Raw genomic sequence first — 14767 nt, forward strand, 5'->3', positions numbered from 1 at the left:
CGATGCGGTGGGGCATCGGACCGTCCAGGCCCGACCGGGCGTCCTGGGGCGTGAGGGACCCCGCCCCCGCGTTCCCGGACCGCGGACACGATCCGTCGGCGCCGGACGCGGAGCGAAAGCGGGCGACCAGTGTGCCCACAACCGTTCGGGGCACACGGCTGAGTACGAGTCCTGGCAGCAGGACTCACTCCCGCTCAGCTTCTAGGAACGGTCAGTGCGCCCCGGCCGTGCGGAGCTGGTCCGGGGTCGGGGCCGTGCCGCCGAGGTGGGCGGGCATCCACCAGGTGTCGTCGGTGGACCGGGGGCGGACCGGGTAGGCGCGCTGGGCGGCCTCCAGGAGCTCCTGAACACGTTCGCGCAGCCGGCGGGTGATGGCGCCGGCGTACTGCTCCCGGGAGGCCTCCATGGCCTCGCCCACCCGGACCGTGATCGGGAAGTGGCTGCGCTTGAAGTTGCGCGGGTGGCCCTTGGTCCACAGCCGCTGCGTGCCCCAGACGGCCATCGGGATCAGGGGAACGCCCGCCTCCTGGGCGAGGCGCACCGCGCCCGACTTGAAGCTCTTCAGCGTGAACGACTCCGAGATCGTGGCCTCCGGGAACACCCCGACCACCTCGCCGGACCTCAGCGAGTCCAGCGCTCGCGCGTACGCCGCCTCGCCGTTGGCGCGGTCCACCGGGATGTGCTTCATCCCGCGCATCAGGGGGCCGGAGATCCGGTGCCGGAAGACCGACTCCTTGGCCATGAAACGCACCAGGCGCTTCTGCGGGAGCGCCGCGAGCCCGTTGAAGACGAAGTCCAGATAGCTGATGTGATTGCTCACCAGCACGGCGCCGCCCGAGCGCGGGATGTTCTCCGATCCCCGGCAGTCGATCTTGAGGTCCCACGCCTTGAACATCGTGCGGGCGAGACCGATGACGGGGCGGTAGACGAGCTCTGCCATGAGCGGGACGGACCCTTCTCTCTGCCAGGGAAGGGGCTCCCGGCGGAAGTTACGCTGCCGTAGGTTTACGGCCTGTCGCAGATCGTGCCCCAAGAACGGCCCGGGAGCCAGTCCACGTGCCCGTCCAAGGCGAGATCCTCGTCACGTCACCCGTGAGATTCCGCCCGACGGCCCACAGCGGTCACACCGCGTCCGCGGACCGCCGGCCGCGGCGCCACCGTTCGGCGAACCCGTCCCGGGCGCCGGGAATCTCCGCGCTCCCGGGCGCGCTGAACCGGTGGGCGCGCACGTGCGCGTTCGTGAAGGTACGGCGGCGGTGCGGCGGAACAGGAGAGCAGGCGTGCGGGGATGTGACGAGGGCAGGCGGCTCGGGGCGGCCGAACTCGGTGAGGACCTCGGCGTGCGGGCCACGCTGGTGCAGTTCTCCAGCGCCTTCTGCGCTCCCTGCCGGGCGACCCGGCGAGTCCTCGGCGAGGTGGCCGGCATGGTCCCCGGGGTGGCGCACGTCGAGGTCGACGCCGAGGCCCGGCTCGACCTCGTGCGCGAACTCGGGATCCTCAGTACGCCGACCGTGCTCGTCCTCGACGCGGACGGCCGTGTGGTACGACGGGCCGCCGGACAGCCGCGCAAGGCGGACGTCATCGCGGCCCTGGGGGAGGCGTTGTGAGGTCCCTGTCCATGACAGCGGGACAGCTCCCACATCCCGGGACGTACTTGACTGGGCACGCCAACTATCGTGAGCCTGACCGCATGCCCTCGGAACTCCTTCTTCTCGTGCGGCCCCGCGTCGACCCAGCCCGCCCCACGAGCGCGTGCCGCCCGGACTGTTGAGCAGCCACGGTTCCCGCTCGTCCGACCAGCAGAAGGAGAGCTCCATGACGGCCACGTCCGATCTGGGCGCCTCCGCCACCGTCCAGCTCGCCTCCCCCCATCTGCTGCGCTCCGTCTTCCGGCGGCACGCGGCGGGCGTCGCGGTCATCACCGCCCGGGGCGACGCCGGTCCGGTCGGCTTCACCGCCACCTCCCTCACCTCCGTCTCCGCCGAGCCGCCGCTGCTCTCCTTCGGCGTCGGCACCGGCGGCTCCAGCTGGCCGGCCATAGCCGCGACCGACCACGTCGGTGTCCACATACTCGGGGAGCACCAGGAGGAACTGGCCGCCACCTTCGCGCGCAGCGGTGCCGACCGCTTCGGAGCGCAGACGGCGTGGCGCGAGGGTCCCGAGGGGGTGCCCGTCCTCGACGGCGTGCTCGCCTGGATGGTGTGCCGGGTCGTCACGCGGGTGCCCGCCGGGGACCACCGCATCGTGCTGGCCGAGGTCGTCCTGGGCGACCCCACGGGCGCCGGCCGTCCGCTCCTCTATCACCAGGGCCGCTTCAGCGCGCTGCGTGATTGATCACCTCGGCGCTCTCCTGCGAAGCCGTCGGGTTCCGGTTACGCTGCGTTGCGAAGGTCACAGTTCAAAGCGCTTGCTCAGCGGGCATGAACTGGGTGTACTGACGAGTAATATTCCGCTCGGAGCGCGCGGTCGCCCTGACCGGGATCGGCCGCTTCAGGCGCCTATGCTGCCTGCAGGAAGGCAGCCCAGAGAAGACGATGCAGTAGGAGAGCCGGCGTGAGCTTGAGGATCGTTGTCACTGTGAAGTACGTGCCCGACGCCACTGGCGACCGGCACTTCGCCGAGGATCTGACCGTCGACCGGGACGACGTGGACGGTCTGCTCTCCGAGCTGGACGAGTACGCGGTCGAGCAGGCCCTGCAGATCGCCGAGAACTACGACGGGGACGGCGACGCCGAGGTCACCGTTCTGACGGTGGGTCCGGAGGACGCCAAGGACGCGCTGCGCAAGGCGCTTTCGATGGGCGCCGACAAGGCGGTCCACGTCGAGGACGACGACCTGCACGGCACGGACGCCATCGGCACCTCGCTGGTGCTGGCCAAGGCGGTCGAGAAGGCCGGCTACGACCTGGTGATCTCCGGCATGGCGTCCACCGACGGCTCCATGGGCGTGGTTCCGGCGCTGCTGGCCGAGCGCCTGGGCGTCCCGCAGGTCACGCTGCTGGCCGAGGTCTCGGTCGAAGACGGCGTCGTCAAGGGCCGCCGCGACGGTGACACGGCCTCCGAGCAGCTCGAGGCGTCCCTCCCGGCCGTCGTGTCGGTCACCGACCAGTCGGGCGAGGCCCGTTACCCGTCCTTCAAGGGCATCATGGCGGCCAAGAAGAAGCCGGTTCAGTCCTGGGACCTGTCCGACCTGGACATCGACGAGGACGAGGTCGGTCTGGACAACGCCTGGACGGCTGTGGACTCCGCGGCGGAGCGCCCGGCCCGCACCGCCGGCACGATCGTCAAGGACGAGGGCGAGGGCGGCAGGCAGCTCGCCGAGTTCCTCGCGAGCCAGAAGTTCATTTAAGGCCCGCCCCCCGTCGACCGCCCCCTTCGCAAGCAGGAGAGAAGAAGTCCCATGGCTGAAGTCCTCGTCTACGTCGACCACGTGGACGGTGCCGTCCGCAAGCCGACCCTGGAGCTGCTGACCCTGGCCCGCCGCATCGGCGAGCCGGTCGCCGTCGCCCTCGGCGCGGGTGCCGCGGACACCGCCGCCACGCTCGCCGAGCACGGTGCGGTGAAGGTGCTCACCCACGACGCGTCCGAGTACGCCGACTACCTGGTCGTGCCGAAGGTGGACGCCCTGCAGGCCGCCGTCGAGGCCGTCTCCCCGGCCGCCGTCCTCGTCCCCTCCTCCGCGGAGGGCAAGGAGATCGCCGCCCGCCTGGCGCTGCGCATCGGTTCCGGCATCATCACCGACGCCGTCGACCTGGAGGCCGGTGACGAGGGTCCGGTGGCCACCCAGTCGGTGTTCGCCGCCTCGTACAGCACCAAGTCCCGTGTCTCCAAGGGCACCCCGGTCATCACGGTCAAGCCGAACTCGGCCGCCGTCGAGGCCGCCCCGTCCGCCGGTACGGTCGAGGCGCTGAACGTCACGTTCTCCGCCCAGGCCACCGGCACCAAGGTGGCCGCGCGCACGCCGCGTGAGTCGACGGGCCGTCCGGAGCTGACCGAGGCCGCGATCGTGGTCTCCGGTGGCCGTGGCGTCAACGGCGCGGAGAACTTCTCGATCATCGAGGCGCTCGCCGACTCCCTCGGCGCGGCCGTCGGCGCCTCGCGCGCCGCCGTCGACGCCGGCTGGTACCCGCACACCAGCCAGGTCGGCCAGACCGGCAAGTCGGTCTCGCCGCAGCTGTACATCGCCAACGGCATCTCCGGCGCGATCCAGCACCGGGCCGGCATGCAGACCTCGAAGACGATCGTCGCGGTCAACAAGGACCCCGAGGCCCCGATCTTCGACCTGGTCGACTACGGCGTGGTCGGCGACCTGTTCGAGGTCGTCCCGCAGCTCACCGAGGAGATCAAGGCCCGCAAGGGCTGAGCCCCCGACGCCGACCGAGGCCCCCGTGCCCCGCCCTCTCCGGGTGGGACGCGGGGGCCTCGGCTCGTCCCGGCGGCACACCCCTGAGCTTCGACAGGTGATCCTCTCCTCCCGCGCGCCAGGATGAAGGCGTGCGGTCGCGCGAAAGACGGTGTTGACCCATGGGAAGATCCACGGATAACTTCGTACTGCGGATTATTGATTCCGCGTGGCGGAAAACAGGAGGGTGTGGGATGGGTCAGGGCCAGCAGGAGAACGTGGCGACGAGCCTCGCGGGCGCCGTCAGCGAGGAGATCAGCGCCTCCCTCGCGCCGGTCGACGCCGAACTGGAGCGCCTCTACCCGGGCGACCCCGGCACCCGCCAGCCCGTGCACACCGTCTACGTGCCCGGCGACGCCTTCGACGCCGGCACCATCCGCTCCTGGGGCGACCAGGCGCTCGCCGCGCTCGACGAACACGCCCCGGACGCGGCCTCCTTCGCCGCCGTCCTCGGCCTGAGCGACGAGCTGGCCGCTCCCGTGTACGACCGCGTCCGCGCCAAGCTGGAGCGGGAGCCCATCGAGGACCTGCGGATCGACTTCGAGGACGGCTACGGCCCCCGCCCGGACGCGGAGGAGGACGAGGCGGCCGCCCGCGCGGCTAGGCTCGTCGCCGAGGCGTACCGGAACGGGACGGCCGCCCCGTACACGGGCATCCGCATGAAGTGCCTGGAGGCGGCGGTCCGCGACCGGGGCATCCGCACCCTCGACATCTTCCTCACCGGCCTGATGGCGGCCGGCGGCCTGCCCGACGGGCTGGTCCTGACCCTGCCGAAGGTGACCTATCCCGAGCAGGTCACGGCCATGGCCCGGCTGCTCGAGGCCTTCGAGAAGGCCCATGGACTGGCGCCCGGCCGCCTCGGCTTCGAGCTCCAGATCGAGACCAGCCAGTCCATCCTGGCGGCCGACGGCACCGCCACCGTCGCCCGGATGATCCAGGCCGCCGAGGGCCGCGCGACCGGACTGCACTACGGCACCTTCGACTACAGCGCCTGCCTCGGTGTCTCCGCCGCCTACCAGGCCAGCGACCACCCGGCCGCCGACTATGCCAAGGCCGTGATGCAGGTCGCCGCGGCCGGCACGGGCGTACGCGTCTCGGACGGCTCCACCAACGTCCTGCCGGTCGGCCCGACCGAGAAGGTGCACGACGCCTGGCGGCTGCACTTCGGCCTCACCCGCCGTGCCCTGGCCCGCGCCTACTACCAGGGCTGGGACATGCACCCCGGCCACATCCCCACCCGGTACGCGGCCGTGTTCGCCTTCTACCGCGAGGGCTTCGAGCAGGCGGCGGCCCGCCTGGCCCGCTACGTCAGCCGTGCCGGCGGCGACGTCATGGACGAGCCCGCCACCGCCAAGGCGCTCAGCGGTTACCTGCTGCGCGGCCTGGACTGCGGCGCCCTCGACTCCGCCGAGGTCGCCCAGCTCACCGGCCTGAACCGTGCCGACCTGGAGACCTTCTCCGCCCCGCGCCGCGGCGACCTGACCGCCTCGGCGCAGTAGCGGGGGAGCACCGGCGGGGGCGTGACCGCGGGGCCCTGACCCCCACGGTCACGCCCCCGCGCGTACTTCCGCGCCGCCCCTGGCACTAGTGCTGCGACCGGAAAGGTTCACCGGCTCGCGACGCCCGGCACGGCTGCCCCAAGCTCTTCGAGCAGGGGGGACCCCCAGCCGCGTTGTCGCATCACCCGAGTACGTCCAGTACGCGGGTGATGCTCCGCCCTGCGATGCTTCCCCACAGCCTGAACGGCGTGGGAGGTATCCCAGCACCGGACGCCGCGAGCTTCCCGGCAAACCTTTCCGGTCACAGCACTGGCTGTGCTGTCCCGGCAGGTTGGTGACGCGGCCGGCTGGGGTTCGGCCGCCGATGCCGGTGTGGGGGCGCGGGTGGGGCGGTGTGGTGCCGTTCGCCGGTTGCAGGGTGGGCGGCGGCCGTTCAGTCCGACGGTGGCAGTTCGCCCGAGCCGCGGGTGACCAGGCGGGTCGGGAGTTCGATGCGTTCCGGGTCGAGGAGGGTGCCGTCCAGCTGGCGGAAGAGACGTTCGGCGGCGGTCCGGCCGAGGGCCGCCGCGTCCTGGGCGACGACGGTGACGCCCGGCTGGAGCAGATCGGCCAGCTCGAAGTCGTCGAAGCCGACGAGGGCGACCCGGCGCGTCTGCTCGGCCAGCACGCGGATCACGGTGACGGTCACCCGGTTGTTGCCCGTGAAGACCGCGGTGACCGGATCGGGCCCGGACAGCATCGTCTCGGCGGCCCGGCGCACCCGCTCCGGGTCCGTGACGCCCAGCGAAATCCAGGAGTCCTCGACCGGTATGCCCGCTTCCTCCATCGCCGCCCGGTAGCCGCGCAGACGTTCGGCGGCCGTGTGGATGCGGGGCATGTCGCCGATGAAGCCGATCCGGCGGTGGCCGTGGGCGATCAGGTGGGCGACGCCGTCGCGGGCGCCGCCGAAGTTGTCCGACAGTACGACGTCGGCCTCGATGCTCCCGGCCGGACGGTCCACGAACACGGTCGCGACGCCCGCCTTGATCTCCGGCTCCAGATACCGGTGGTCGTCACCGGCCGGGATCACGACCAGCCCGTCCACCCGCCGTGCGCACAGTGCCAGCGCCAGTTCCTGCTCGCGCTCCGGGTCCTCCGCGCTGGAGCCGTTGATGAGCAGGGCGCCGTGGGCGCGGGCGACCTCCTCCACCGCGCGGCTCAGCGGCCCGTAGAACGGGTCGGCGAGGTCTTCCAGGACCAGTCCCACGCTCGCGGTACGGCCCTTGCGCAGCACCCGCGCGCTGTCGTTGCGGCGGAAGCCCAGGGCCGCGATGGCGTCCTGGACGCGCCGCTCCGTGTCCGGCGTGACCCCGGGCTCGCCGTTGACCACGCGGGAGACGGTCTTCAAACCGACGCCCGCGCGTGCCGCCACGTCCTTCATGGTCGGACGGCTGCCGTAGCGGTTCCCGGAGGCGCGGTGCGGGCGGTCTGCGGGGCGGTCTGCTCGACGGGCGGTCTCGGGCACGGTGCGGCGTCCTGTCCTGTCGTCCACGGGGACGAGTCGCGTCCACGGGGGTGCGTCGGTCCATGGGTTCGTATGAGGATGTGGCGTCGAGCATAGAGCCTGGACAACGTTGTCATATGCACGAGAGACTGTCCACCGCATGCTCCGGACCGCGCCCCCACGCAGCTATACCGGACTGCGCCCACCTCTTGGTTTTCTCATGGTTGACGGGGAGATCTGACTCTGATGCACACCGACCTCGTGGCTGCGCTGGACATCGGCGGCACCAAGATCGCCGGAGCGCTGGTGGACGGCCGCGGCGGCATCCTGGTGCGCGCCCAGCGCCCGACGCCCGCGCAGGAGGACGGGGACACCGTGATGCGGGCCGTGGAGGAGGTGCTCGGCGAGCTGGGCGCGTCGCCGCTGTGGGGGCGTGCCGCGGCCCTGGGTATCGGCAGCGCGGGCCCGGTGGACGCCTCCGCGGGCACGGTCAGCCCGGTCAACGTGCCCGGCTGGCGCTGCTACCCGCTGGTCGAGCGGGCCCGCGCCGCGGTCGGCGGCCTGCCCGTGGAACTGATCGGCGACGGTGTGGCGATCACGGCGGCCGAGCACTGGCAGGGTGCCGCCCGCGGACACGACAACGCGCTGTGCATGGTCGTCTCCACCGGCGTCGGCGGCGGCCTGGTCCTCGACGGGCGGCTGCACCCCGGCCCGACCGGCAACTCCGGACACATCGGCCACATCAGCGTCGACCTCGACGGCGACCCGTGCCCGTGCGGTTCGCGGGGTTGCGTGGAGCGCATCGCGAGCGGCCCGAACATCGCCCGCCGGGCCCTGGACCACGGCTGGGGCCCGGGCCCCGACGGCGACACCTCGGCCGCCGCGGTGGCCGCCGCCGCCCGCGCCGGGGACCCGGTCGCCCTGGCCTCCTTCGCCCGCGCCGCCCGCGCCCTGGCCGCGGGCATCGCCGCCACCGCGACCCTGGTCGAGGTCGACATCGCGGTGATCGGCGGGGGAGTGGCCAAGGCGGGGGAGGTGCTCCTCGCCCCGCTGCGCCGGGCCCTGGCCGACTACGCCACCCTCTCCTTCGTGCGGCGTCTGACGGTCGCCCCGGCCCAGATGGGCACGGACGCCGGACTGGTGGGAGCGGCGGCGGCAGCACTCGCGGCGCGCACGTGCGTGACGGCCGCCGGGGTCTGAAGCGGCGGCCGCGGTCCATGATGTGGGCCGTGCACGTCGGAAGCCGCAGGGGGACTGGGTGGTGGCGCAGCAGAGTACGGCCGGGGGCGGAAACGCCCTGGCCCTCTTCCTGATGGTGTGGGGAATCATGGCCGTCGTGTTCGGCGGCGGACTGGCTTTCGACTATCGCGGGGTGACACGGGAGAGATTCCGGTTGAACGGCCGGCCGTGGCGGGCGAAAACGCCCCGCGCCATCGCGCTCGTCCGGACGATCGGTGGAGCCTTCGCCCTGATCGGCGCCGGGGTGCTCGTCCAAGGCGCGCTGATGCTCGAACCGAGTTCCGGGGTGGAGTGGCAGAAGCTCCCGCGCATCGGCCTGCCGACCTGTGTCGTGACGACATCCCTGTTGGTGATCAGCATGGTCCTGCGGTGGCGGGCCGACCCGGGCCTGCCGCGGACGGTCTGGTCGGCCGGAGTCACCCAGCGCATCGCGTTGCCGGCGGTCACCGTCTCGCCGCCGCTGTTCGTCGTGTGCTGGTGGGCGCTGGGTCCGGGCCCGCTCAGCGTGGTGCCGGGGCTGGTGGCCGTCGCCGCCTCGCTGGTGCTCTTCCTGGGGCGTCGGCGGCCGGACGCGCACGAGGACCCGCTGGGTGACCTGGGCCCCCTCTGAGAGCAGGACGCGTGCGAGAAGGCGTCCCCCGCTGCGGGTTCGCCGGGGAACGCCTCCTCGGGCGGCTCAGCACATCAGGCGGGCGTCCGCCCAGTCCGCGTGGTCGGAGTCGATACCGTCGCCGCCGTCCGTGACGACGAGGCGGACCACCTGCGCGCCGGTCACGTCGGCCGACAGCGGCTGGGCGCCCATCGCGTTGGTGAGGACCCCGGTGGCGGCGGCCTTCCTGCCGTCCGCCCAGATCTCGAACGCGACCGTGCCCTTGCCGTTCTTCTCGTCGTCGACGCCGACGTCGGCGGTGACCGTCCGGCAGGTCCCGCCGGTGTAGAACTCGACGGCGCTCTCCGCGTGCACGCCGAGTCCCTTGGCGTACACCACCTTGCCGAGGGTGATCGGATGGCCGTCGCGGGCGGCGCTCTCGCCGTTGCTCGTGTCGCGCTCCACCGGGCCCCAGCCGTTGGTGGCCGAGAGCCAGGGAAGGTCGCTGAGGTACGACGTCCCGGCGGGCGGCCGCACCACCACGCCGGCGGCGAGGGCCAGGGCGCTGTCGGCGCGGGCGCCGCCGGGGGAGCGGTAACTCGCCTTGAGCGTCAGGTCGTACGACCCCGTCGGTGTCCCGGCCGGTGCGGTGACCGTCCAGCGGGTCCGCAGCGCCTTGCCCGTCGGTACGGACTCGGCCTGGGCCGCTGACTCGGGCCGTACCGTCCAGCCCTCGGGGCCGGTCAGGGACACGGAGACCTGCGTGGCCGGCGTACGGCCCAGGTCGGTGACCGTCGTGGTCAGCGCCGTCGGCTTGCCCGCCTCCAGCAACGGGGCGCTGTCCAGGCCGAGTTCGACGGCGGGCGGGTTGGCGGCCCAGCGGGGGTCGGGGGAGACCCGGACCAGGACGGTGCCGTGGGCCGGAACGGTCGCCGAGATCGTGCCCGCGGTGTTGTAGGAGCGGTGCCGCCACAGATCGCGCAGGGTGTAGGCGTCGGCGTCGGGCAGGCCCACGGCCCGCGCGGTGGTGGCGATGCGCTGCGGGCTGCCGGTCTCGTTGAACAGGGCGACGGCGCGGCTGCCGTCCTGCATCTCCTTGGCCACGACCCAGCGGCCGCCCTCGGAGGAGACGACGGCGCCCTGCTTGCCCAGGGGGTCCTGGTCGACGGCGATGACCTCCTTGTTGGCCAGGATGTCGAAGGTCGCCTCGGAGGCCTTGCGCAGGTCCGAGCCGATGAGGAGCGGCGCGGCCATCGCGGACCACATCGAGAAGTGGGTGCGGTACTCGGTGTCCGTCATGCCGCCGTTGCCGACCTCCAGCATGTCGGGGTCGTTCCACTGGCCCGGACCGGCGTACGGGGCGAGTGGCAGGTTCTGCTTCAGGATCGACAGCATGGAGCCCCAGCTGTCGCTGATGTCACCGGTCGTGCGCCACAGGTGCCCGACGTCGGAGGCCCATTCCCAGGGCTTGTTCTGGCCCCATTCGCAGAGGCTGTAGACGATGGGCCGGCCGGTCGCCTTCAGCGCGTCCCGCATGGTGGTGTACCGGAGTTTGGCGTCCACGCCCTGGTTGTTGCAGTTGTCGTACTTGAGGTAGTCCACGCCCCAGTCGGCGAACTGCTGGGCGTCGCTGTACTCGTGGCCGAGCGCGCCGGGGAATCCGGCGCTGTTGCACGTCTTGGTGCCGGCGCTGGTGTAGATGCCCAGCTTGAGTCCCTTGGAGTGCACGTAGTCCGCGACGGCCCCGATGCCGTTCGGGAACCGGACCGGGTCGGGTACGAGCTTGCCGTTCGCGTCGCGGGCGGGCAGGGCCCAGCAGTCGTCGAGGTTGACGTACTGGTACCCGGCGTCCTTCAGGCCCTTGGCGACGAAGAGGTCGGCGATGCCCTTGACCATGGACTCGTTGAACTCGGCCCGGCAGTGCGTGGAGTTCCAGTTGTTGAAGCCCATGGGAGGGGTGAGGGCGAGCCCGTCGGCCCGCGTGGGCGTGACGGAGTCCCGCGTGGGGGGCGCAGCGGCGGGCGCGGCGACGGCGGGGACGGCGAGTCCCGCGGCGCACAGCAGTCCTGCGGCCAGAGCCCCGACCACTCTGCGGCGGGTGGTGCGCGTGTGCGGCTGACGCATAAGAACGCTCCTCCGAACTCGCGAAAGATGGGATGACATCATGTTCGCGTCATCGGTGCGCGGTTATGGTAGGACGTGTCGGACTGTGTTGGAAGAGAAGCGGTAACGGTTGTTCGATATCCCGTCAGACCCCTTGACTCCAAGGCCGGTTGGCGGTGAGATCCAACCCTCTCGTTCGGTTGTGTTGGGTGACACCCCGAGGAGGGGGACATGGCGCAGTCATCGTTCAACCGGCTCGTCAAGCCGACAGATGAAGCAGGACATCCGATCTCCCGGCGCAGTGTTCTGCAGGGTGCGGCCGTCGGAGCGGGCATGGTCACGCTTCCCGCCCTGCTGTCCGCCTGCGGCTCGGGCCCCGGCGGAGGCAAGAACGAGGTCAGCGTCGGGTCGAACGCCTCGGACGCGGTACCGAAGAAGGCGTACGCGGCGGCGTTCGACGCCTACCGGAAGCAGTCCGGCAAGAAGGTCAAGGTCAACACCAAGGACCACAACGACTTCCAGGAGAACATCAACCGGTATCTCCAGGGCCGCCCCGACGACGTCTTCATGTGGTTCGCGGGGTACCGCATGCAGTACTTCGCGGAGAAGGGGCTGCTGACCGACATCAGCGACGTGTGGTCGTCCTTCTCCGGGTTCTCCGACGCCCTCAAGGCGCAGTCGACGCACGACGGCCGGCAGTTCTTCGTGCCGTACTACTACTATCCGTGGGCCGTCTTCCACCGTAAGAGCCAGTTCCAGCAGAAGGGCTACCAACAGCCCAAGACCTGGGACGAGTTCATCGCGCTGGCCAAGCAGATGTCCAAGGACGGCACCCCGGTCGCCTTCAGCGACAAGGACGGCTGGCCCGCCATGGGCACCTTCGACTACATCAACCTGCGCCTGAACGGATACGACTTCCACAAGTCCCTGATGGCGGGCCAGGAGGCGTGGACCGACAACCGGGTGAAGAAGGTCTTCGACACCTGGCGCGAGCTGATGCCGTACTACCAGAAGGGCGCCCTCGGCCGGACCTGGGAGGAGGCCGGGCAGAGCCTTCAGCAGCGCAAGACCGGCATGGCCGTTTTCGGCATGCCGCACCCCGGCAGCCAGTTCCCGGAGAACGAACGCGACGACATCGACTTCTTCGCGTTCCCCGAGATCGACCCGCAGTACGGCCAGGACGCCGTGGAGGCGCCCATCGACGGCTTCCTCGTAGCGAAGAAGTCCAAGAACGTCGCCGCCGCCAAGGACCTGCTCAAGTGGCTCGGCACACCGAAGGCCGAGGACGTCTACCTCCAGTACGACCCGAACAACGTGGCCGTCAACTCCGGCGCCGACACCTCCAAGTACAGCGCCCTGCAGAAGAAGTCCGCCGAACTCGTCTCCGGCGCCCGGCAGATCTCGCAGTTCCTGGACCGCGACACCCGCCCCGACTTCGCCTCCACCGTGATGATCCAGGCGATCCAGGACTTCATCGGCAACCCGAAGGACGTCGACGGGCTGTGCAACAGCATCGAACGGCAGAAGAAGACCATCTTCTCGCAGCCCGTCGGCTGATCACTGGGGGACATCTTCCGTGGCGCTCACTTCCCCGCGGCGCGCCGGACGGCCACGGCTGCACCGGTTCACCCGCCGCGACCTCGCCGTCCTCGGCGTGCTGCTCGGCATACCGGTGCTCCTCGACGTCGCCATCGTCTGGGGTCCGACGCTGGCCTCCATCGGCCTGTCCTTCACCTCCTGGGACGGCATCGGGAACATCCAGTGGGCCGGCGGCGCGAACTACCGGAACCTCGCGGAGAACTACCCGCCGTTCTGGCCCGCGGTCCGCCACAACGTCCTCTGGCTGCTCTTCCTCGGGCTGATCGCGACGCCGTTCGGGCTGTTCCTGGCCGTCCTCATCGACCGGGGGGTCCGCTTCAGCCGCTTCTACCAGTCCGTGCTCTACCTGCCGGTGGTGCTCTCGCTCGCCATCGTCGGCTTCATGGCCCAACTGCTGCTGGGCACCGACCAGGGCGCGGTCAACACCCTCCTCGGCAACCACACCGACCCGATCGACTGGCTCGGCGACTCCCGCCTCAACATCTGGATGATGATGATCGCGGCGAGCTGGCGGCACGTCGGCTACGTCATGATCCTCTACCTGGCCGGACTCAAGTCCGTCGACCCGGCACTGAAGGAGGCGGCGGCGATCGACGGGGCGAACGAACGCCAGACGTTCTTCCGCGTGGTCCTGCCGACCCTGCGCCCGGTGAACGTCGTCGTCGGCGTCATCACGGTCATCGAGGCGCTGCGCGCCTTCGACATCGTCTACGCGGTCAACAAGGGCCGCAACGGCCTGGAACTGCTGTCGGTGCTGATCACCGACAACATCATCGGCGAGGCGAGCCGCATCGGCTTCGGCTCCGCCATCGCCGTGGTCCTGCTCACCGTGTCCCTGGGGTGCATCGTGACGTTCCTGGTCCAAGAGCTGCGAGGGGCCCGCGACCGATGACGGCAGACATCCGCACCACCGCGCCCGTACACCGCCCGGCGCCGGCGTCCGCACGGCCGACGGGGCACCGGCGGCGGGGCCGCTGGGGCGTGCAGATCTTCCTGGCGGCGGTGTCGCTGGCGTTCGTCGCGCCGCTGCTGCTCGCCGTCTACGCCTCCCTGCGCCCGTACCAGGACACGGCGCAGAAAGGCTACTTCTCCTGGCCCAGCCATCTGTCCTTCGCTTACTACCGCCAGGCCTACACCGAGTCCGGCATGGGCAGGTACTTCGCCAACACGCTGATCATCGCGGTGCCCGCCGTGATCGTCACGCTGTTCCTGTCGGCGTTCGTGGCGTTCGCGGTCTCACGCCTGAGACTGCGCGGCGGCCTCGTCCTGCTGATGTTCTTCACGGCGGGCAACCTGCTTCCGCAGCAGGTGATCGTCACGCCCCTCTACGTCCTGTTCAACAGGATCCCGTTGCCGTGGTGGATGTCCGACTCGCTGACGTTGTACGACTCCTACTGGGCCGTCATCGTCGTCAACATCGGCTTCCAGATGGGCTTCTGCGTCTTCGTCCTGGCCAACTTCATGCGCACGCTGCCCCAGGAGATCCTGGAGGCGGCGATCGTCGACGGCGCCGGCGTGTGGACCCGGTTCTGGCGCATCACGCTGCCGCTGTGCCGCCCGGCCCTCGCGGCCCTGGCCACCCTCGAGTTCACCTGGGTCTACAACGACTTCCTCTGGGCCCTGATCTTCATCTCCGACCCCGGCAAGCTCCCGATCACCTCCTCCCTGAACAACCTGCGCGGACAGTTCTTCACGGACTACAACCTGCTCGCGGCCGGATCGGTCCTGGTGGCCCTTCCGACGATCCTGGTCTTCCTGCTCCTGCAACGCCACTTCATCGCGGGCCTGACGCTGGGGTCGACGAAGGGGTGAGTGCTCCCGTCGGGCGCACGAGCGTGACCCGCGGGCGGGCGG

General features: G+C 70.9%; 13 protein-coding genes. 10 read left to right on the forward strand and 3 right to left on the reverse strand.

Features of this window, described 5'->3' with window-relative positions:
• Nucleotides 1–211: 211 nt before the first annotated feature.
• Nucleotides 212–940: a lysophospholipid acyltransferase family protein gene (locus tag ACWEK3_RS08895; protein WP_450540971.1), complete on the reverse strand. Its 729-nt coding sequence runs from the start codon at nt 938–940 to the stop codon at nt 212–214.
• A 316-nt stretch (nt 941–1256) separates the two neighbouring features.
• On the opposite strand from ACWEK3_RS08895, the gene ACWEK3_RS08900 reads away from it, so the two are divergent.
• The 5 genes from ACWEK3_RS08900 (at nt 1257) to ACWEK3_RS08920 (ending at nt 5900) form a co-directional block, all read left to right on the forward strand.
• Nucleotides 1257–1607, forward strand: a complete 351-nt coding sequence (locus tag ACWEK3_RS08900) for a TlpA family protein disulfide reductase (protein ID WP_453249277.1) — start codon at nt 1257–1259, stop codon at nt 1605–1607.
• A gap of 208 nt (nt 1608–1815) precedes the next feature.
• Complete coding sequence (locus ACWEK3_RS08905; protein ID WP_365431700.1) at nt 1816–2334, forward strand: flavin reductase family protein; 519 nt, start codon at nt 1816–1818, stop codon at nt 2332–2334.
• Between the two features lie 219 nt (nt 2335–2553).
• On the forward strand, nt 2554–3348 hold the full coding sequence (locus ACWEK3_RS08910) for an electron transfer flavoprotein subunit beta/FixA family protein (RefSeq protein ID WP_390876256.1): 795 nt from the start codon (nt 2554–2556) through the stop codon (nt 3346–3348).
• Nucleotides 3349–3399: 51 nt separating this feature from the next.
• Complete coding sequence (locus ACWEK3_RS08915; protein ID WP_450540967.1) at nt 3400–4362, forward strand: electron transfer flavoprotein subunit alpha/FixB family protein; 963 nt, start codon at nt 3400–3402, stop codon at nt 4360–4362.
• Nucleotides 4363–4595: 233 nt separating this feature from the next.
• Nucleotides 4596–5900: a DUF6986 family protein gene (locus tag ACWEK3_RS08920; RefSeq protein ID WP_453249278.1), complete on the forward strand. Its 1305-nt coding sequence runs from the start codon at nt 4596–4598 to the stop codon at nt 5898–5900.
• Between the two features lie 433 nt (nt 5901–6333).
• On the opposite strand, the gene ACWEK3_RS08925 is transcribed toward ACWEK3_RS08920, so the two are convergent.
• On the reverse strand, nt 6334–7404 hold the full coding sequence (locus ACWEK3_RS08925; RefSeq protein ID WP_450547517.1) for a LacI family DNA-binding transcriptional regulator: 1071 nt from the start codon (nt 7402–7404) through the stop codon (nt 6334–6336).
• 225 nt (nt 7405–7629) lie between these two features.
• On the opposite strand from ACWEK3_RS08925, the gene ACWEK3_RS08930 reads away from it, so the two are divergent.
• Nucleotides 7630–8583 (forward strand): ROK family protein, encoded by a 954-nt coding sequence (locus tag ACWEK3_RS08930; protein WP_453249279.1) that lies wholly within the window; start codon nt 7630–7632, stop codon nt 8581–8583.
• Nucleotides 8584–8644: 61 nt separating this feature from the next.
• Nucleotides 8645–9232, forward strand: coding sequence for a hypothetical protein (locus ACWEK3_RS08935; RefSeq protein ID WP_453249280.1), 588 nt, complete (start codon nt 8645–8647; stop codon nt 9230–9232).
• Nucleotides 9233–9298: 66 nt separating this feature from the next.
• Here the strand turns inward: ACWEK3_RS08935 and ACWEK3_RS08940 are convergent, their stop codons facing one another.
• Entirely contained in the window at nt 9299–11335 is a 2037-nt protein-coding gene (locus tag ACWEK3_RS08940) for an NPCBM/NEW2 domain-containing protein (protein WP_453249281.1), read from the reverse strand.
• Nucleotides 11336–11545: 210 nt separating this feature from the next.
• On the opposite strand from ACWEK3_RS08940, the gene ACWEK3_RS08945 reads away from it, so the two are divergent.
• The 3 genes from ACWEK3_RS08945 to ACWEK3_RS08955 are packed head-to-tail and all read left to right on the forward strand — an operon-like array spanning nt 11546 to nt 14725.
• The gene (locus ACWEK3_RS08945) at nt 11546–12871 is read left to right on the forward strand and encodes an ABC transporter substrate-binding protein (RefSeq protein ID WP_453249282.1); all 1326 of its coding nucleotides are present in this window, start codon (nt 11546–11548) and stop codon (nt 12869–12871) included.
• Nucleotides 12872–12890: 19 nt separating this feature from the next.
• The gene (locus ACWEK3_RS08950) at nt 12891–13805 is read left to right on the forward strand and encodes a carbohydrate ABC transporter permease (protein WP_450547511.1); all 915 of its coding nucleotides are present in this window, start codon (nt 12891–12893) and stop codon (nt 13803–13805) included.
• A complete protein-coding gene (locus ACWEK3_RS08955) occupies nt 13802–14725 on the forward strand; it encodes a carbohydrate ABC transporter permease (protein ID WP_450547510.1) in 924 nt (307 codons plus the stop codon). The genes ACWEK3_RS08950 and ACWEK3_RS08955 overlap by 4 nt, the downstream gene beginning before the upstream one ends.
• Nucleotides 14726–14767: the final 42 nt, after the last annotated feature.

It is taken from the genome of Streptomyces sp. NPDC004721, assembly GCF_053601495.1.